The organism is Nitrosomonas marina, from assembly GCF_900110145.1.
GTDB classification, from domain to species: Bacteria; Pseudomonadota; Gammaproteobacteria; order Burkholderiales; family Nitrosomonadaceae; genus Nitrosomonas; species Nitrosomonas marina.
In genome coordinates this window covers 173428-192940 of the sequence record NZ_FOCP01000005.1, presented here as the reverse complement: position 1 = coordinate 192940, position 19513 = coordinate 173428, and the positions used below count along the sequence as shown (strand labels likewise).

Below are 19513 nucleotides of genomic sequence, written 5' to 3'. Positions count from 1 at the left end.
TGCGAATACGCAAATGTACGCTGATACCAAATCCAGAATATCGCTACCGCAAGCATCAGCCCAAGACCTATCTTGTAGTACTTGGAGTCGTACCACAATGACATGTCGTAGTCAGCACTCGCAGCGCCACTCGTTCCCATTGTTGTTGCCATACTTTCTCACTCCTTTGATTTGTTATTCTCGTTTACAAGAAACCATGTTCTTATGGCGACTATTATCAGAAAAAGTTTCATTGAAAAAATGGTTTTTTACGCCCGGTGACTGGACAGCGGACGTGATTGACTTTACAAGCACTGTCGTCGCACAATAACTAATCCTATTACTCGCCGCAGACTGACGCCAATCCTGCGTGCCAGAACATTGACAGTCGATGGAAAATTTTATTAGAGAATTTAAACACGCGCTTTCCCCCGAAACTTGCCAGCATCTCATCAGCAAATTTGAACAGGACTCACAGAAACAACCAGGCCATACCGGGGCAGGATTCGATAAAGCAAAAAAAGACAGCATGGATCTTTATATCAGCGGACAACCAGGCTGGCAGCGGGAGTGTCAGACAATCAATCAGGCGATCATTAACGCAATCGTACGTTACGCGCGGCTGTTTCCGTTTTTAATTACCGGCGCCGTTTCACCCGGTATTCTCGACACGCAAACACAGAAAATGCGCGCGATTCTTCATGACGACCTGGAAAAAATGGGTGATCCGCAACTGACCAGTTTAATTAACGCAATGTACATGCTTGACGGTATTAATCTTCAGCGCTACACGCAAGGACAAGGGGGTTATCATCACTGGCACTCGGAGCATTATCCGCATCCCACAGATTCCAGCCAGCGAACGCTGCGGCGGGCTCTGCTATGGGTGCTTTACCTGAATGATGTCAGCGAAGGCGGCGAGACTGAATTTTATTATCAGCAAGTGAAAATAAAACCGGTCCAGAGCAGCCTGATCATCGCACCGTGTATTTTTACCCACACTCATCGCGGTCATATTCCCACCTCGAACGACAAATACGTGCTGGCTTCCTGGTTGATGTACAGACCCGCCGCACAGCTCTATGGGCAGGCACCAACTACTGAAAAAGCATAAATTATATTGTAAATTAACTTATTCGAATCAGAGTCATACATCCAATTTCTGAAGATCCGTTAATTTTCTCTACAACAAGTTTGATTTGTTTCAAAGGTACAATGATAATACTGGACACACCGACGCTTAGAAATACTACAAGATTTTTTTAACAAAGCTGTCGTAATACCAAAACATTCTTTGGATACCGGTATGAGTTTTTTGTTGGAATTTGATAATCGAGACTCTGATACAGATCACAAACAAAACTCTTATACAACATACACAGAAAATATCTAATAAGTTTAATACGGCGAACTCTGGTCCAATAGCATATGTGTTTATGTAGGCATTAAGTTTATCAGCTCCGCGTATCGACCATGAATATGATCACAAACAAATTCGGATTTATTCGGGATGTTTTAGTCAACAGTGTTAAAAAATTTAAACAGGGCAATGCATTGGTTCGCGCTGCAGCGCTATCATACTATACTATATTTACACTGCCTCCGATGCTGCTGGTCATATTGTTTACTACTACCTTATTTTATGACCCGCAAACTGTGCGACAAACAATTTTTGGCGATCTGGCTGATCTAATCGGTCAAGAGAGCGCAGCACAGCTTGCCAATACAGTACGCATAGCCGGGCTTTTCGAAGGTACATGGTGGGCGACATTTATTGGCATTGGCGGACTATTATTCACTGCCACCACTGTATTTGTCACTATTCAGGATGCGCTGAACACACTCTTTATGGTTAAGCCCAGACCTAATGCCGGATGGTTTAAAATGCTGCGGGACCGTATTATCTCATTTGCCCTGCTGCTCAGTATTGGCTTCATTCTTGTGGTTTCACTTACAATCAATGCACTGGTTGCAAAATTCAGCCAATTGCTGGTTCACGTTATACCAACTCTTTCGGTTTTGATTGTTGAAATCACGGTGTTCGCGCTTCCTCTTCTGATCACAGCATTTTTGTTTATGCTGATATTCAAATATCTACCAGATGTACGGCTTCCATGGAAAAGCGTATTGATCGGCGGCATTTTTACTGCTGTATTATTTTTTATAGGAATGTATTTCATCAAACTTTATATCAGTAATTCAAATGTGGCCAATCTATATCAAGCGGCTGGCTCCATAATGATTATTATGGTATGGGTATATTATGCATCGGTCATATTTTTGTTCGGCGCTGCATTTACTTATTGCTTTAATGAAAATGCCGGTTTGAACATGCCTGCCAATAAATATGCGGTAAAAGTTGTCAATCAAAATTTAGAAGCCAATAATTCTGTTGAAGATCAGTCTAATAACCAGAGTTAGGCCCTGATATGGCTTTGCATCTGGCCACAACAATCAATCACTGTCCCAGCTGCTACAGTCATTGTTTCAGATTCATTTCACTTCCAGTAAATTCTCAACCTGAATGACGCCATCGGTTTGTTGTGCTATCTGACTGGCCAGTGCCTGTTGAGCAGATGTTTCAACAAAACCGGTCAATTTCACCACGCCATCCTTGGCATCCACATGAATGGCAGCAGCGCTCAATTCATTCGATTCAATCAACCTTGATTTAATTTTCATCGCCAGAATCACATCCTCACGCGGTTCTGATTCTATAGTTTCAGGATTTAACAGACCGGCGCAACCACTTAGCAAAGTCATGATTGTCAACAATCCGACAATATACCTGTATTGACACAGTTTATTATCAACCGTCATCTTAATCATTTTGTATTAGTCCATTCATAAACTACATCATTGCGAATCTAACATCATCAACGAGCCTCATTGATAGCCTCCACCAGACCGGTACAGTGTACGTTTTCCTCTCCGCCTTCCTCATCCAATAACGAGATCAGGCTTGCAATTGGAGCCGAAGGTAACAATGCAAGAGAAGCAGCACCCCGTAAGATCGCCGATGAGCCGGGGACAAAATCCGGGCTACTGAAGCGTCCACCGATATGAAGCGGCGCACGCGCCGAGAACAGGCTTAAATCTTTAGGATTTGGATCGATGACAAGATCCAGCGTTTCATCGGACAAATCTATCGTGCCTTTTCCCAGGAAAACAGTATCCTTCGTGTCCACAACCAGCGTCTCCATTTTCATCAGGCCGTTTTCAGTCGGCAGATCAATAAAAGCGCAGTTGATATCAGTCTCCGTCTGGTCACCAAATAATGCAACCAGCGACTCACCTATATCAAGCCCGGCAATTTCAATGAGCAGACCATCAAATTGCCCACCTGTCATTAACATCAACAACCCACCATCGGCTGCAGCCAACATCTGCGCAATGGAATTGCCATTAAACCAAAATACGGCACGCCCTCCCACCAATCCTGCGCTTTCATCAGCGATGTCAAAATATTTCAAAATCTCAAACAAACGCACACGCCGGATTTCGGTTTCAATTTTACTGGTGACCGGATTTTGACTTGCGTCCAGCTCTATATGCAACCGTAAATTACCGCTTGCGACCCCGAAATTCAACGGCGCAAGAGTCAGTCGACCACCATCAATGTGGACCTTCATAATCAGATCATCTACAGGTAATCCGGATTCAACGCGTTTGCCGCGCAAATGAATGTCCGCATTCACTTGTTTCAATGCTTCAAAATCAATTTCATCTTTAGGTAATACTGTTGGCGATTTTTCTTCCTTTCTGGCTTCTTTCCGTTGTGCTGCCGAAACAGTTTCTCCTTCTCCTGTTTCCGGTGCTATACCAATCAGAGGACCCAGATCATCCAGATCAAGTTTTTGAGAACGCAAATCAGCCTTGATATAAATCGGGCTTTGACCTAAATCGACATCAATATTTCCGGTTAGATCGCTGTCACCCACACGTCCATCAAAATCAGTGAATTTCCAGATATCACCATTTCGGGATATTTCACCCTTTAATCTAAATGGCGGCAGATCCGGCATCGGAAAGCCTATAATGTCAGATACACGACTGGGATTAGGTCCGTGTATTTCGAAATAGACATCCATACCTTTCAGCTGAAGTGGCTGTCGTAACGTACCAGTGATTTTAGCGGCCGTATCGTCCAATCCGACATCCAAAGCCAGTTTATAAGGTTTATTAGTCTCCTGCAGCGCAAGCAACGGGTCGGCTTTCAAATCAACGTGTAACGACTTTCCCTGCAGCTTACCCTCAGCCTGTAAAGTGAACGATTCTCTATCATTTTCCACTCCGCTGACTAAGGAAAGTGCTGCTTTTAAATCGGTATCAGCAGTCGGATCGACATAAACAAGCAATCCATTCTCAATTATGAGCCGCTCAATAACAGGAAATTCAGCGCGTGCATCCGGTACCGGATCGCCTACAGGAGCTATGTCAAGTTCCCAGTTTGCCATGCCATCGGCGGATTTTTCTAGAAATACGGCAGGGTTGAGCAGTAAAATTTCAGGCAGCACGATTTTCCCTGTTATTAAACTGCGCAAATCAACCCGAAGCTCTAACGCCGAAATTTCGATCATATATGGCCGTTCACTCCATGACGCATTTTCAAGCCTGATGCGCTCAAGTCGAATATGTGGTGCCAAAGACCAGTCAATATCCATATCACCTTCTATAACCAGCGACCGCCCCGTGATTTCACTCAGCTGTCGAACAGCATAGTCACGCGCCCAATTCCAATCCATCAGTGCAATCACTGCGGCAATCAATAGCGACAGAGAGAGCAGCACAATTACGATCCATTTGAAGATGGCCATAGCTTTTCTATCATTAAGATTCGGTTCTTGTCACACAATCAAAAGAAGCACTTGTTATATGCCACTTATCATACTCCTCGTTCTGCTGTGATGCAGATCAATGTCATTTCATTAAGTTTCTATTGTAAACAATCTGCAACTCAAGACACATATTCTGGACAACGCTTTAGTTGCCAATGATCTGGCTGATTTGAACAATTTACTCCGAAATTCGGGCACACCTTGTTCAATTTATGCAATGACTGCATTCCTGTTTTTATAGTCTGTTCTCCAGGCAGACCCAAGCTGGGCTGTATAGTTTCTTTCAGATCCAAATCAGCGACGTCTGCCTTTCCTTCGCGAGGTATCTTCAAACCTGATTTTGAGTGATTTGTCACCAAACATATAACCATTGAGCTTTTCAATAGCTGCTCTGGCCTCATGACCTTCCATTGAAATAAATCCAAAGCCAATACATTTTCCGCTGAACATATCTACAGCGAGCTTAATAGAATGTACTTTGCCACATTCCGAAAATAGTTCTATGACACTGGCTTCAGTCGCGTTACTCGGTAGATTCCCAACAAATAATCTTTTCAAAAGATGTCCTTTTTTGTGAGAAGAAGGGTAGCAGTATGCTGTATGAGAATTGCACTTACCGAACATACAACACGTCAAATGACACAATGCTGATTGATATCGTTTGTAGACAAACAAAACAACAGGTTGCTTGCTTATCCCTATTACAAGCACAGCATGTGCCCAGATTCAGTGAATTTAGTTGTTAAACTTCAACTATTACCGGGATGGAGCAGGGATTGGGTCTTGAATTTCTTGATTGAACAAATGCTCATGTTCACCTCAATACGCTTTTGATGCTATCTGAACAAAGCTTTCTTGTAAAGTGAAAATCTTACCCATTATTAAACAGCTGTCATAAGAGGATAAAATAATTTTTTATCGGTCTTTGAGTCGATTTGCAAACAAGTAGCATGGCTCAGTGTGAATGACCATTCACAGTCTTCTGATGCTGCTACAAATCTTATTTTAGTGTTGACGTCTGATCATTCTGCCCTGTTATCCTTAACCCTCAGGCTAAAGACAATCAGGACAGAGCAATTGACACATATTAATTCAATGTGCAGGTTACTGAGTCACGTCTTATTTTTTCATACGATAGTTGATTCGGCCTTTGGTTAAATCGTAGGGAGACATTTCCAGTTTTACCTTGTCGCCCAGCACTATACGTATTCTAAAACGACGCATATTACCTGATGTATAAGCCTGAACTTCTTTACCGTTTTCCAGTTCCACACGATAACACTGGTTACGCAATACATTCGTTACCGTTCCTTCCAGTTCTATAAGTTCTTCTTTAGACATAATATTACCTCCGAGCTGATATACAGCGATTAATGAAAACATCATCGCCGTGATTGATGTTTTAAAACAAAGGAAGCACCGAATCTGATAAAAACGTGGACGAGATGACAGCGAAAAAAATAAAAACCGAGATCGCACCGGCTTGTGTAAGTGTATTGCGATGTGTTCAGAACCGCATCGCTCGCTGAATTATTTTCTCAGACGCTTCCTGAAAAATCGTTTCGAAAATTTGAAATCTGTTTCAAACAGATGCCAGTGATATGCATCTGGCTGTTTAAAACATTAAACAGCCAGCAATTTTGATGCATACAAAACAGATGAATTACTGGCCCGTGCCAACAATTCGACCATGTTTTTGAGCGTTAGAAAGAAATCCGTATTAACGGACCTGCTTTCAATCAAAACAGGATATGAATGGCCTTGAAATCAAAGTGTCCAAACTGATATTTGTTGTCACTCCGGTATCAAATTGTCAGCGGCCAGATGCCGCTGTATTTGACATACTCCCGAAATATTGTAAGTTCCGGCTGTATGCCGGTTTTGACAATGACTGCAACTCAGGCGGCAACTCTATTGATACCTCTATTATATTTCTTGCCGCTGTTTTTAAAGCCGCCTGGCTTACCTGGACGTTTTTTGTATTTCTGTTCGTTTGGCTTTTTACTGACAGAGCCAGGGTTCATCAACCGGTTGATCGCATTCCATTTTCCGGTATTCGCCGGTGTCACCAGACACATGGCGGAGCCTTCCGCGCCAGCGCGGGCCGTTCTGCCTATACGGTGAATATAATCTTCCGCACATTGCGGCAAATCGTAATTGATGACATGTTCGATATGCGGTATGTCCAGCCCTCGCGCTGCCACGTCGGTCGCAACCAGAATACGGTATTTCTGGTTCCTGAAATTCATGATGACGCGATCGCGCTTATTCTGACGCAGGTCGCCATGAATGGCGTCGGCGTTATGGCCGGCCCTGGAGAGCTGTTTCGCCATTTTCTCAGTGCCATATTTGGTTTTGACAAACACAATCACTGATCCGGTGCGCGCGTCCAGTTCAGACAACAGTTTGCGGTACTTCTCTTCCTCAGTAACGCGCAGCACGTCATGGCGGATTTTTTTCACGGGCGTCATCGTTTTATCTACAGCGACACGCACCGGGTTATTAAGATATTTCCCGGCTATCCGGACCATGTTGTCCGGCAGGGTCGCCGAAAACAGCATGGTCTGGCGTGTTTTGGGCATAAAATTCAGGATCCTCTCGATCTGACTTGTAAAGCCCATATCCAGCATACGGTCTGTTTCATCCAGCACCAGAACGCCGGTGTCGTGCAGTTTGAGATTTCCCTGCTGCAGGTGATCGTTGATGCGCCCGGGCGTTCCCACCAGCAACCGTGGCCGGTTGCGAAGCTGTTTGATCTGTTTCGGCATGGATTCGCCGCCAATCAGCAGCGCTGTTTTGATCCCGCTTTGCCTGCCCAGCAACGCCTGCAATTGACTCATCACCTGTGTCGCCAGTTCACGTGTCGGCGTCATCACTAATGCCGATCCCCGCGGGTTTGACAACAACCGGGCGACAAGCGGAATACCAAAGGCGGCCGTCTTTCCTGTCCCGGTCTGGGCCGAGCCCAGAATATCGCGGCCTTCCAGCGCACGAGGAATGGTTTGGGCCTGAATGGGAGTCGGCTCGGTAAAATGCATTTGATGCAGCGCATGATTCAGGGCTTCAGGAAGCCCCAGCAAATTAAAATGTTTCATGGATTCTCTTATTGATGGCAAGTGTCATGACCGCGCTTTCGATTAATGCGGTTACGCGCCTGCAGTTATAAACTAACGAAGTGAGTTTAGATCGAGCAGTATAGACTGCTCTGCTATCCAGCAATTTGAAATCCGCCGTCTCGACGGCGAAGATTCATATTTGTTTGGTATGAGTAAACCGTTTTGCTGCACCTTTGCTTGCGCTTGGTTTGAATAGGCAGCTTAATCGCTATAAACGTTATATATAGCCGGAATCTTTATATCGCCTGCAATGTGCAGGACCGAGACGGTTTATTTTTTAAATAAAAGCTTTGAATCAGCGTGCTAGCAGATTTAGAAGCTATTCAAAGTTATGTCTGACAGATTGGCTGTTATGACGCTGACGTGATAGATAATCAAATCAATTACAAATGTTCTATTTGAATAGAAAACTCAACCGCACATGATACAGGTAATGACAAGAAAAAACAAGAGTTAAAAAGTCACACCGATTAACCATACACAGACAGCCTTCATTTCATGAACGGATTGACAAACAAACCGTTCTTGAACAAACCGTGTCGTCACCACTATGTAATAACAGGTTAACAGTACTCAGTAGTTATCCAAACACACCATCGTGCTCAGTCTACTAGCAGTCCCGCCATAAGATCGAGGAAAAAACCGATATCGTGTTTGCGCATGTGCTGATGCACGAAAAAAAACAGTCGTCATCAATTCGAAGCCTACCGGTAAACCGGGGTTAGGTGGATACGGATGCTGCTGGCTATAAACCATTTCAGCTGTTTGTTCGGCATATTACCTGCTGGTAAGCGGGTCAATTTACCAAGAAATTGTCCATTCCGCTTTTGAGATAGTCGATCACTGTATTCTGCTGCGAGTCTTTGAAGTGAATCGTAACCCGGCGCTCGTTACCCAATCAATAATAGCGTCAATGTTCCAGGTCGATGACCACCTCACGATTCATCCAGTCCCGGCCGATCAATAACTTGTACGTCATTTTACTGCGGTCCCGCAAATTCACATCAACCGTTTTATTGATACCGTTCCAGCCCAGGCGCAGCGGCACATTATAGCGGTATTCAACACCCTGTGAATTACGTACCTTTGTTACAGAACTGATACGCCTTGAAAGCGACCAGGTCTTACCTTCTTCATTCACAATGGTAAAATTAACCTGTTTGCCAACATTGTCCATCATGGTATCAGCAGCGTCCTCAACCTCGATTTCGACTGCGTGTATCGAGGTGCTTTTTGCACCGCTATCAACGCGGGCGGAAAACCGTGCCTGGCCTTCAATCCAGAAATATTCTTCAGGAGTGATGACTTTTTTGTGTGGATCAATGCGCTCCAATGCCGCAGGGGGTCCATCCAGGGCCAGCGACGGCGCATTTATTCCTACTGCTAGCAGGAAAACTGAACAAAGTAAATATATTTTTTTAAATAAAAAACTCATGTTGTTCCTTTTATAACTGGCGTCATTTATTGACTGATAGATTATTAATTGATTCAGAAAATGATGCTTGTCACCGGGTCATCATTCAATACACACCCCATGGCAACTAAGCATAATTCGAGCGATTTTCTGTTCTTTCTTAGACAATAGGATTTTCTGTTGAGATTTTCAAGGGTCTGAGGGTTTGAAGATGATCACAGGCTACCGCCAGTAGTGTTTGCAGGCCAGGGCGGAAAGCTGTTTGATACTTTCTAGCTTTTTGAAACTGCTTTCCTGAATTTTCATTTTGCAGCTTCTACAAGACATTACCAGGCTTGTTTGCGCCAATCAGGGCGCTGACAACAGCAGTCCATGTTTTAGCAATATTGTCGAGATTGTAGCCACCGCCGCCCATAGCCACCACACGGCCACCACAACATTCGCCGGCAATGTGACAAACGTTTGTTATCACATGCTTATGCACGTTTTCAGTATAAGCCAAGTGCGTTATCGGGTCGCCATAGATACTGTCGGCACCGCATTGCACCAGTATGAACTCAGGATTACCTGAGCGTAGAAATTCTTCGGCTTGCGGCCATGATTTCATAAATAATCGATCATCGGCATTGGGCGGCATTGGAATATTAAGCTTGGTGCCTCTGGCGTCACCTTTTCCGGTCTCACTGACACCCCCTGTTCCCGGATATAAATATTGGCCGTCTTCGTGGAAATCCACAAAAATCAAATCGGGATCATTTTCAAAGCTGTAGAAAACACCATCACCATGGTGCGCATCGATATCGATATACGCAATCCTGTTTACGTGATGCTTATGACGCAGGTACTCGATGGCAACGCCGCAATCGTTAATGACACAAAACCCTGCCGCAGTATGGCGTTGTGCATGATGCAGGCCGGCGATGGGTATGAATGCGCTCGTATATTCATCAGCAAGAACACGATCAATGGCATTACAAACTGTACCCGCGATCGTCAACGCTGCTTCATACATGCCGGTAAATGCCGGTGTATCGCCCAGGTCCAGAAAGCCGCTGCCCGATTTTGACATGACTTTGATTTTTTCAATGTAATCATGTTCATGAAACAGTTCCAGAATTTCCTGAGTAGTCGCAACAGGCGTCAGAACGTCGACAAACTGATCAAGACGTTTTTGGTACAATGCATCACTGAAAGCACTGTGGCGCAACGGGCCAAAAGGATGATTGTCGCCGAATGCATAGCGCGCAAGCGCATCTCCCAGATAAACACAGCATGGATTTTTTGCTTTCATTGTTCAGTTACTGCCGAATTAGCTATATTCAGTCAATCATAACAGACAAAACAGCCACCTTCTAAAGCTGGTAATTGTTTACCACTCCAGTTAGTTCGCATGTTTATTTCAATATATGAAATAAATAATTATCATAATGACTAATTATTTCATTATTGATAATTTATATAATTCTAACAGCTGACGAATGACCGCTTTTGCGGGAGTATTTCAAAACCGATTTTGAAGCAGCGTTTTTCAATTGTCAGCTATCACTATTTTTAGATGCTGGCGTCGATGCTTTAAACGTTTGGCGCATCGTTGTAGCCGGGATCTGGTTAACAATTATTTAGGAGGCAAAAATGGCACGTATCGAAATAAATTCAAACTTTGAAAATGGATCCAAAGAAATTCTGGACCGTGTGATGGAATTGCGCGGACAAGTACCCAATATCTTCAAAACAGCCGCACACTCTCCGGCTACCCTGGGATTCTTGCTGGATGGTTACACCGCCCTTGGCCGTAGTAAAATCTCCGCACAGATCAAGGAAAAAATTGCGTTGCGGGTCGCGAGTCTCAACAACTGCGACTACTGTGCTTCAGCGCATGCCGCTATGGGCAGAAGATTGAAATTTGATGAGAATCAAATTCATGATAGCCTTAAAGGTATTGCAGTTGACCCCAAAACCCAGGCAGCCTTGACGCTCAGCGAACAAATTATCGAGAAGCAAGGCAAGCTCTCTGATGACGATCTGGCTAATGCAAGGAATGCCGGTATTAGCGACGCAGAAATACTGGAAGTTTTGGCTGTGACCTGCATCAATATATTCACCAACTATTTCAACCACATTGCAGGAACGGACCTGGATTACCCATTTGTTCCGGCTTCAGGAAAGGAATGCCTGACAACCTGTGATTGAAGACAGATCCAGCGATAATTTTGTTGAATTAGAAGTAATTCCTAATTCGAACCTTTCAATCGGTATTGAAAATATTCAATACCGATTGACAAAATTCAAGCAAAACCCGGAAGTTAAACCACCGCTTTTATTGAGATAAGACCAAAACAGAAATTTGCTCGATCAGCGCATCAATCTCTGATTATGGCGGTAATTCATGATGGAGATTATCGGATGTATTAAAACCAGAGGTTGCAGTTACTTTTGTCTTAACCTGCAATCAGGTCACTCTAAATCATGGGATGAAGATGAATATCTCGCGTTCGTCGTTGTATACGTTTTCGTATCCATGAATTACGTACAGATTACGGATTACGCGCCAAAAAAGACAATGAAGTGAAGCCAGAACAGAACTATAAACTGTTTGTTTTATATATTATGTGGCGTCCCCAAGGGGATTCGAACCCCTGTTACCGCCGTGAAAGGGCGATGTCCTAGGCCTCTAGACGATGGGGACCTAGTGAATATAGCGTCAGCTTTTAAAAAACTGGTGGAGATAAGCGGGATCGAACCGCTGACCTCTTGCATGCCATGCAAGCGCTCTCCCAGCTGAGCTATACCCCCTGATCAAAGGAACAAGGATTATACTGATGCATGTGGTCAAAGTAAAGCGATTCCATGTCTATGAATCCATAAATTTATCCATTTGGATGGTCATACGCTTGAGCGTTTCATCGCGTCCCAGCAATTCCAGTATGGCGTCAATTGAAGGCGTATGTACCTCACCCGTCACCATCACACGCAGCGGCATGGCGACTTTTGGAAACTTGACGCCCAGCTCTTTTACGGTCTCCTTGATCGTTTGGTGGATCGCATCCCGGCTCCAGTTTTCCAGTTGAATCAGTTTTTTCAACAATTCCGATAATATCGTTTTACTCTCCAGGGTATAAAACTGCTGTCGCAGCTCTTCGGAAGGCTCAAGCTGGCGAAAGAAGAACACGGCAGCATCAGCCAACTCTTCTGTCGTGTTAACTCTTTCTTTCAGCAAATCAATAACCGCGATCAAATCGGGACCCTGATCGAAATTGCAATCGTCTCTCGACAAAAAAGGTTTGACCAGTTCGGCCAGACGGTTGCTGTCAGTTTTTTTCAGGTATTGCTGGTTTAGCCAGTGCAGTTTCTCAGGATTGAATTTGGCCGGTGAGCGGCTGATTGATGCCAGATCGAACCATTCAACCAGTTGTTCGCGGCTGAATATTTCTTCATCACCGTGAGACCAACCCAGTCTTGCCAGGTAGTTGACCAGTGCTTCAGGCAGATAACCGTCGTCACGATACTGGGTCACCGATACTGCCCCATGACGTTTGGACAGCCGTTCACCGTTTGCACCCAGTATCATGGGTACATGCGCATATTCGGGTAAACCGGCGTCCAGCGCTTTCAGAATATTGATTTGCCGTGGCGTATTATTGACATGGTCATCTCCTCGAATCACGTGTGTGATTCTCATGTCGAGATCGTCCAGTACCACGCTGAAGTTATAGGTGGGAATTCCATCACTACGGATCAGCACCAGATCATCAAGCTCCTGATTAGAAACAGAGATTTTACCTTTAATGAGATCGTTAAACGCCACATAACCCGACAACGGGTTTTTGAAACGAATTACCGGTTTGACACCTGCTGGCGGCGTCTTCTTGGAATCACGCCAGCGCCCGTCATATCTTGGCTTCAGACCGGCCGCAAGCTGCTGTTGCCGCATTTGTTCCAGTTCTTCCTTGCTCGCATAACAATAATACGCCTGACCGTTTTCCAGTAGTTGCTGCGCTACTTCCTGATAACGCTGCAATCGTTCCATCTGGTAAAAAGGTCCTTCGTCGTAATCCAGCTCCAGCCAGGACATACCCTCGTGAATGGCCTGAATCGACGCTTTGGTAGAACGCTCAAGATCCGTATCTTCAATGCGCAATACAAATTTACCACCATGTTTGCGTGCATAAGCCCAGGAAAACAGCGCAGTGCGCGCACCACCGATATGTAGATAACCGGTCGGGCTGGGTGCAAATCGGGTTCGTACAATCATATGAAATAAAATTTAAAAAAATAGCATGCCGTCATACTGTACCTGTATCCTGAGGTTGTTGTATATAAAACATTTTTTCAACCCTGATAACAAAGTATTAGGCATTGTTTGTCATTTAGGTTTATGATTTTCCAGTTTATCTATCATGACTGAAATACAGTTTTTTAATTATGAATTGTTTATTAATATCCTCTTTCTTTCAGCGTTTATATATATACGGCGACCGGAAAATATTGCTCTTTTTTACTGCAGCCAATCTGTTCATTTTATCATCTGACAGTAATGCACATTTGGAAGAAACCATTACCAGGATCAAGCCGGCGATTGTCGGTATTGGCACATACCAGAAAATGAACACGCCGCCCATAACCTTCAAAGGTACGGGCTTTGTCGTCGGTGATGGCCTGCACGTCGTTACCAATGCGCATGTTATACCCGAATCACTGGATTTGGAAAAAAAGGAGAAATATGTGGTCATCACTGGACAGGATAATAAGCCTGATCTTCGGGATGCTACCATTATTTCCATCGACAAGGCGCATGACATCGCTTTACTGAAAATCAGCGGCACCACATTACCCGTTATGCAGCTGGGAGAGTCAGACACTATCCGTGAAGGCAGAAGAATGGCATATACCGGTTTTCCTATCGGTATGATACTTGGCTTTTATCCGGTTACTCATCAGGCAATCATTTCTTCCATCACACCCATAATAAGACCTGCACACAACACAACACAACTGGATGCAAAACTGATCAGGCAGCTGCAATCTCCCTTTCTGGTGTTTCAGCTCGACGGCGTAGCCTACCCGGGCAACAGCGGCAGTCCATTGTACGACCCCGATACCGGGATAGTCTATGGCATTATCAACATGGTGTATGTCAAAGGCAGCAAGGAAGCGGCGTTATCCGCACCCAGTGGAATCAGCTATGCAATACCGGGAAAATATATTGTAAATTTGCTGAAAGAATTCAAGATTCCGGTTCAGTAGGGTTTACACAGCAATCGAATCAAAACCGCAGAACTGCGCAGATCATCAACGCGGGGCTCTGGTCGAAAATCGAAACGTTTAAATAATTTAGTACGCTATCCATGTGATATTAATGGCTGTTTGCGGTCTAACCGCAAACAGCCATTTTCAATTGCGAAAACGTGCTATCAAACAATATCCATTACTGTAAAAAAAGTGGATAATAATTACTCGAATGTCCGCATAGTCGTGTTGTATGCACCGCTTGCCGGACATTGCAAAACTCACTGAAAACAGAAGGGATGCGAACATGACACTAAACGGTATTCCTTGCAAACAGGGGCTTTACGACCCCGTTTTCGAACATGACAGCTGCGGTATCGGCTTTGTCGTCAATATCAAGGGTGAGGCCTCTCATCAAATTGTCGAGCAGGCACTGGCAGTTTTACAAAACCTCGATCATCGCGGGGCATGCGGTTCCGAGCAGAATACCGGCGACGGAGCCGGCATTCTGCTGCAGATCCCCCATGCGTATCTGCAGCAAGCCTGCGAAGGTCTCGGCTTTCAGCTGCCCGGTCCGGGGCAATACGGTGTCGGTATGGTTTTCCTGCCGCCGGACAGAGACCAGCGCCATCTCTGTGAAAAGCACCTGGAGGAAATCGTTCGACTGGAAGGACTGCATTTGCTTGGCTGGCGAAGTGTGCCGACTGACAATTTTCATCTGGGAGCAACCGCCCGTTCATGCGAACCGTTCATTCGTCAGCTTTTTATCGGTCGGCATGACGGATTGCCGGACGACTGGGCTTTCGAACGCAAGTTATACGTTATTCGACGCCGGGCTGAAAATGCCATACGTTACGGACAAATTGACGGCGGACAGTATTTTTATCTGCCCAGCCTGTCCTGCCGCACAATCGTCTATAAAGGCATGCTCACACCACGGCAGGTCGTCACCTTTTATCCCGATCTCTCCGATCCTGCGATCGTATCAGCGCTGGGTCTGGTTCATTCGCGCTTCAGTACCAACACATTTCCAAGCTGGGAGCGCGCGCATCCGAACCGTTTTATGATCCACAACGGGGAATTTAATACACTGCGAGGGAATGAGAACTGGATGCGTGCTCGTCAATCCATGCTCGACTCGGATTTTTTCCGCGATGATTTGCTCAAACTGCTGCCTGTAATCCAGGCGGACGGCAGTGATTCGGCCAAGTTCGATAATTGTCTGGAATTTCTCGCTTTGAACGGTTACAGCCTGCCCCATGCAATGATGATGATGATCCCTGAACCCTGGGAAAACCATCAGAGCATGAATGCTGAGAAACGTGCATTCTATGCATACCACAGCTGCCTGATGGAACCGTGGGATGGACCGGCATCCATCGCCTTTACCGATGGCACCGGCGTTGGCGCCATGCTCGATCGCAACGGTTTACGACCGTCCCGTTATTACATCACCAAGGACGATCTGGTGATCATGGCGTCCGAAGTCGGCGTGCTCGACGTGCCGCCTGACCGAATACTGGAAAAGCGTCGACTGAAACCTGGCAGGATGCTATGGGTCGATACCCATCTGCAGCGAATTATCAGTGATGAAGAGCTGAAACAGTCAATTGCCACGGCGCGTCCATACCGCGAATGGCTGGATGAAAATCTGCTGCATATCGATGATTTGCCAACTGCTCCGGACCCAGCGCCCGTCTGCGATCACCGGGCAACACTGCAGCGACAATTGGCCTTTGGTTACAGTTTTGAAGATCTGCGCCTGATCATCGGGCCGATGGCAACACACGGCGTGCCGCCTATCGGATCGATGGGTACGGATACACCGCTTGCGGTACTGTCCGACCAGCCTCAGTTACTGTACAGTTACTTCAAGCAGCTTTTCGCCCAGGTCACCAACCCGCCCATCGATCCAATTCGAGAAGCCCTGATTACCGCAACCACGCTAACTCTGGGATGCGACAGTGATTTATTGCGGCCGGGCGCCGATAACTGCCGCCGAATCAGACTTGATTCCCCGATCCTGAAAAACACGGACATGACCAAACTGCGCCAGCTCAACAGACACGGACTGGTGAGCGCAACATTGCCGATCCTGTTCAAGGCAGCTGACAACGGAGAGACGCTCGAGCAGGCATTGAATGCACTGTTCGATAGCGCAGATCAGGCGATCGCCGCCGGTACAACCATCCTGATTCTGTCCGATAAACAGATTGACACTGATCATCCGCCGATTCCAGCCTTGCTGGCCTGTGCAGCGCTGCATCATCATTTAATCCGCAACGGATCCCGAATGCGCGTTGGGCTGGTTCTTGAATCCGGCGAACCGCGCGAGGTTCACCACTTCTGTCTGTTGCTGGGCTATGGCGCGCAGGCGATCAACCCCTACATGGTTTATGAATGCCTGAACGATATGATCCAAGAAGACATGTTACCCGGTATTCAGTATCAAGATGCAGTAGATCAATATAACCGGGCCGCTGTCAAAGGTATCGTAAAAGTAATGTCGAAAATGGGCATCTCGACTATACAGTCCTATTGCGGTGCACAAATATTTGAAGCTGTCGGCCTGAAACAGGCGCTGATTGACCGGTACTTCACCTGGACGGTTTCACGGGTTGGTGGCATCGGCCTGGCCGAAATCGCGCGGGAGGCAGTGCAGCAGCATGCGCGGGCTTTCCCGTCGCTGCCTGATGACCGAGCCGCGCTGGATGTTTACGGTCAGTATCAGTATCGCAAAGAAGGTGAACTGCATCTGTTTAACCCCAAAACCATACATCTGCTGCAGAAGGCCTGCCGCAACGGTGAATATTCGACGTTCAAAGCATACAGCGCGCTGATCAATGATCAGTCCCGGCGACTGGCTACTCTGCGTGGCCTGCTGGAACTGAAACACGCGAACAATCCGATTCCGATCGAGTCGATAGAGCCGATAGAAAACATTGTCAAACGCTTTAAAAGTGGCGCGATGTCCTATGGCTCAATCAGTCAGGAAGCGCACGAAGCACTGGCCATCGCGATGAATCGAATCGGCGGCAAAAGCAATACCGGCGAAGGCGGGGAAGATCCGGCCCGTTATATTCCTGATGCCAACGGCGACTCACGCAACAGCGCCATCAAACAGGTCGCGTCAGCGCGTTTTGGCGTCACCAGTCAATATCTGACTCAGGCAAAAGAACTGCAGATCAAAATGGCGCAAGGCGCCAAACCCGGTGAGGGCGGTGAACTGCCCGGCCGCAAGGCATATCCCTGGATTGCCAAAGTACGCTATTCGACACCGGGCGTCGGACTGATCTCACCCCCACCCCATCATGACATTTACTCAATTGAAGATCTGGCGCAGCTGATACACGATCTAAAAAATGCAAACCGGCATGCCCGCATCAGCGTCAAACTGGTATCCGAAGCCGGGGTCGGCACAATTGCTGCAGGAGTAGCCAAAGGACATGCGGACGTCGTATTGATTAGCGGACATGACGGCGGTACCGGTGCATCGCCGCTGACCAGTATCAAGCATGCAGGCTTACCCTGGGAACTCGGCCTGGCTGAAACACACCAGACGCTGCTGTTGAACAATCTGCGCAGCCGTATTGTGGTCGAAGCCGACGGTCAGTTAAAAACCGGACGCGATGTTGTGATCGCGGCATTGCTGGGCGCTGAAGAATTCGGCTTTGCCACCACCGCACTGGTTGCTATGGGATGCATTATGATGCGGGTCTGTCATCTCGACACCTGTCCGGTCGGCGTAGCCACGCAGAATCCGTCATTACGCAAAAATTTCACCGGTAATCCGGAACATGCCGTCAACTTCATGTCTTTCATCGCCCGGGAAGTTCGTGAAATAATGGCGCAAATGGGTTTTCGTACGATCAATGAAATGATCGGACGCACTGATCGACTTGAAGCCAGACAGCCGGTAAATCACTGGAAAGCCAAGGGACTGAATCTTTCACAGATTCTGTATCAACCGCAAGTCGGACCTGAAGTTGGGCATTTTTGCCAGATACCGCAGGACCACGGGCTCGAAAATGCGCTCGATAACCTGGCGCTGCTGGATTTGGCCGAACCGGCATTGGAACGCCGGGAAAATGTAAAAGCCGCTTTGTCCATCCGCAACACCAATCGTGTAGTCGGGACGATGCTGGGCAGCGAAATCACCCGGCGATTTGGCCCGGACGGCTTGCCGGAGGATACCATTCATTTCCGCTTCCAGGGTTCCGCAGGGCAAAGTTTTGGCGCATTTATACCACCCGGTCTGACGCTGGAACTGGAAGGAGACGCCAATGACTATTTTGGGAAGGGGCTTTCCGGCGGCAAGCTGGTTCTGTATCCGCCACCACAATCCACATTCGTACCCGAGCACAATATGATTGTCGGCAATGTGGCATTTTATGGCGCCACGAGAGGAGAAGCCTACATCCGCGGCATGGCCGGCGAACGGTTTTGTGTGCGTAATAGTGGCGCGCATGTTGTCATCGAAGGTCTTGGCGATCACGGCTGCGAATACATGACCAACGGCTGTGTCGTGGTTCTCGGATCGACCGGACGAAATTTCGCCGCTGGCATGTCAGGTGGAATTGCGTATGTCTATGACGAACACGAAACTTTTCACCGTCTGTGCAATCTTGAAACCGTCGCACTTGAGAAGCTGAACGAAGATGATATCGAAACAGTCAAACGCTTGATCGCACAACATGCTGCCGCAACCTTCAGTAAACACGCAGAAAAGATTCTGGCGGAATGGACCGAAACCGTGTTCAGATTTATCAAAGTCATGCCAAAAGATTATCGGCGTATGCTGGACGCGATCGCACGTGCAAAAAATGCGGGTATGACAGGTGAAAAAGCCATTATGGCTGCCTTCGAGGACAATAAAAACGATATGGCGCGAGTCAGCGGGAATTAGCATGAACTGAAAGCTAATAATGCTCAACAACAGG

Annotated in this window: 14 protein-coding genes and 2 tRNA genes; 5 read left to right on the top strand and 11 right to left on the bottom strand. The window is 46.5% G+C overall.

Features of this window, described 5'->3' with window-relative positions; translation table 11 throughout:
• The coding region (locus tag BMX44_RS17200; protein ID WP_281246235.1) for a methane monooxygenase/ammonia monooxygenase subunit C at positions 1–152 on the bottom strand (152 nt) is incomplete at its 3' end.
• Positions 153–370: 218 nt separating this feature from the next.
• On the opposite strand from BMX44_RS17200, the gene BMX44_RS05500 reads away from it, so the two are divergent.
• Together BMX44_RS05500 and BMX44_RS05495 are read left to right on the top strand one after the other, a co-directional pair.
• On the top strand, positions 371–1093 hold the full coding sequence (locus tag BMX44_RS05500; RefSeq protein ID WP_090629112.1) for a 2OG-Fe(II) oxygenase: 723 nt from the start codon (positions 371–373) through the stop codon (positions 1091–1093).
• A 365-nt stretch (positions 1094–1458) separates the two neighbouring features.
• On the top strand, positions 1459–2400 hold the full coding sequence (locus BMX44_RS05495; protein WP_177167681.1) for a YihY/virulence factor BrkB family protein: 942 nt from the start codon (positions 1459–1461) through the stop codon (positions 2398–2400).
• A gap of 72 nt (positions 2401–2472) precedes the next feature.
• Here BMX44_RS05495 and BMX44_RS05490 read toward each other — a convergent pair whose 3' ends face one another.
• From BMX44_RS05490 to BMX44_RS05460, 7 genes are all read right to left on the bottom strand, one after another.
• Positions 2473–2808, bottom strand: coding sequence for a BON domain-containing protein (locus tag BMX44_RS05490; protein WP_090629107.1), 336 nt, complete (start codon positions 2806–2808; stop codon positions 2473–2475).
• 47 nt (positions 2809–2855) lie between these two features.
• A complete protein-coding gene (locus tag BMX44_RS05485; RefSeq protein WP_090629105.1) occupies positions 2856–4796 on the bottom strand; it encodes an AsmA family protein in 1941 nt (646 codons plus the stop codon).
• A gap of 315 nt (positions 4797–5111) precedes the next feature.
• Positions 5112–5375, bottom strand: a complete 264-nt coding sequence (locus tag BMX44_RS05480; protein WP_090629161.1) for an RNA recognition motif domain-containing protein — start codon at positions 5373–5375, stop codon at positions 5112–5114.
• A 561-nt stretch (positions 5376–5936) separates the two neighbouring features.
• A complete protein-coding gene (infA, locus tag BMX44_RS05475; RefSeq protein ID WP_090629157.1) occupies positions 5937–6158 on the bottom strand; it encodes a translation initiation factor IF-1 in 222 nt (73 codons plus the stop codon).
• Between the two features lie 557 nt (positions 6159–6715).
• Positions 6716–7912 (bottom strand): DEAD/DEAH box helicase, encoded by a 1197-nt coding sequence (locus tag BMX44_RS05470; RefSeq protein WP_090629102.1) that lies wholly within the window; start codon positions 7910–7912, stop codon positions 6716–6718.
• A 931-nt stretch (positions 7913–8843) separates the two neighbouring features.
• Positions 8844–9368, bottom strand: a complete 525-nt coding sequence (locus tag BMX44_RS05465; protein ID WP_090629099.1) for a putative ATP-dependent zinc protease — start codon at positions 9366–9368, stop codon at positions 8844–8846.
• Between the two features lie 295 nt (positions 9369–9663).
• Positions 9664–10638, bottom strand: coding sequence for an acetoin utilization protein AcuC (locus BMX44_RS05460; protein WP_090629096.1), 975 nt, complete (start codon positions 10636–10638; stop codon positions 9664–9666).
• Positions 10639–10979: 341 nt separating this feature from the next.
• Between BMX44_RS05460 and BMX44_RS05455 the strand changes: the two genes are divergently transcribed.
• A complete protein-coding gene (locus tag BMX44_RS05455) occupies positions 10980–11537 on the top strand; it encodes a carboxymuconolactone decarboxylase family protein (RefSeq protein WP_090629094.1) in 558 nt (185 codons plus the stop codon).
• A gap of 420 nt (positions 11538–11957) precedes the next feature.
• Here the strand turns inward: BMX44_RS05455 and BMX44_RS05445 are convergent.
• The 3 genes from BMX44_RS05445 to gltX all read right to left on the bottom strand — a co-directional run bounded on the left by BMX44_RS05445 (position 11958) and on the right by gltX (position 13596).
• A tRNA-Glu gene (locus tag BMX44_RS05445) sits at positions 11958–12033 on the bottom strand.
• A 31-nt stretch (positions 12034–12064) separates the two neighbouring features.
• Positions 12065–12140: transfer RNA gene (locus BMX44_RS05440), tRNA-Ala, on the bottom strand.
• A 58-nt stretch (positions 12141–12198) separates the two neighbouring features.
• Positions 12199–13596: a glutamate--tRNA ligase gene (gene gltX / locus BMX44_RS05435; RefSeq protein ID WP_090629154.1), complete on the bottom strand. Its 1398-nt coding sequence runs from the start codon at positions 13594–13596 to the stop codon at positions 12199–12201.
• Between the two features lie 173 nt (positions 13597–13769).
• Between gltX and BMX44_RS05430 the strand changes: the two genes are divergently transcribed.
• Together BMX44_RS05430 and gltB are read left to right on the top strand one after the other, a co-directional pair.
• Positions 13770–14591 carry a S1 family peptidase gene (locus BMX44_RS05430; RefSeq protein WP_090629089.1) on the top strand — a complete coding sequence of 274 codons (822 nt, stop codon included), beginning with the start codon at positions 13770–13772 and terminating at the stop codon, positions 14589–14591.
• A 289-nt stretch (positions 14592–14880) separates the two neighbouring features.
• Positions 14881–19479: a glutamate synthase large subunit gene (gltB, locus tag BMX44_RS05425; RefSeq protein ID WP_090629152.1), complete on the top strand. Its 4599-nt coding sequence runs from the start codon at positions 14881–14883 to the stop codon at positions 19477–19479.
• Positions 19480–19513 lie beyond the last annotated feature (34 nt).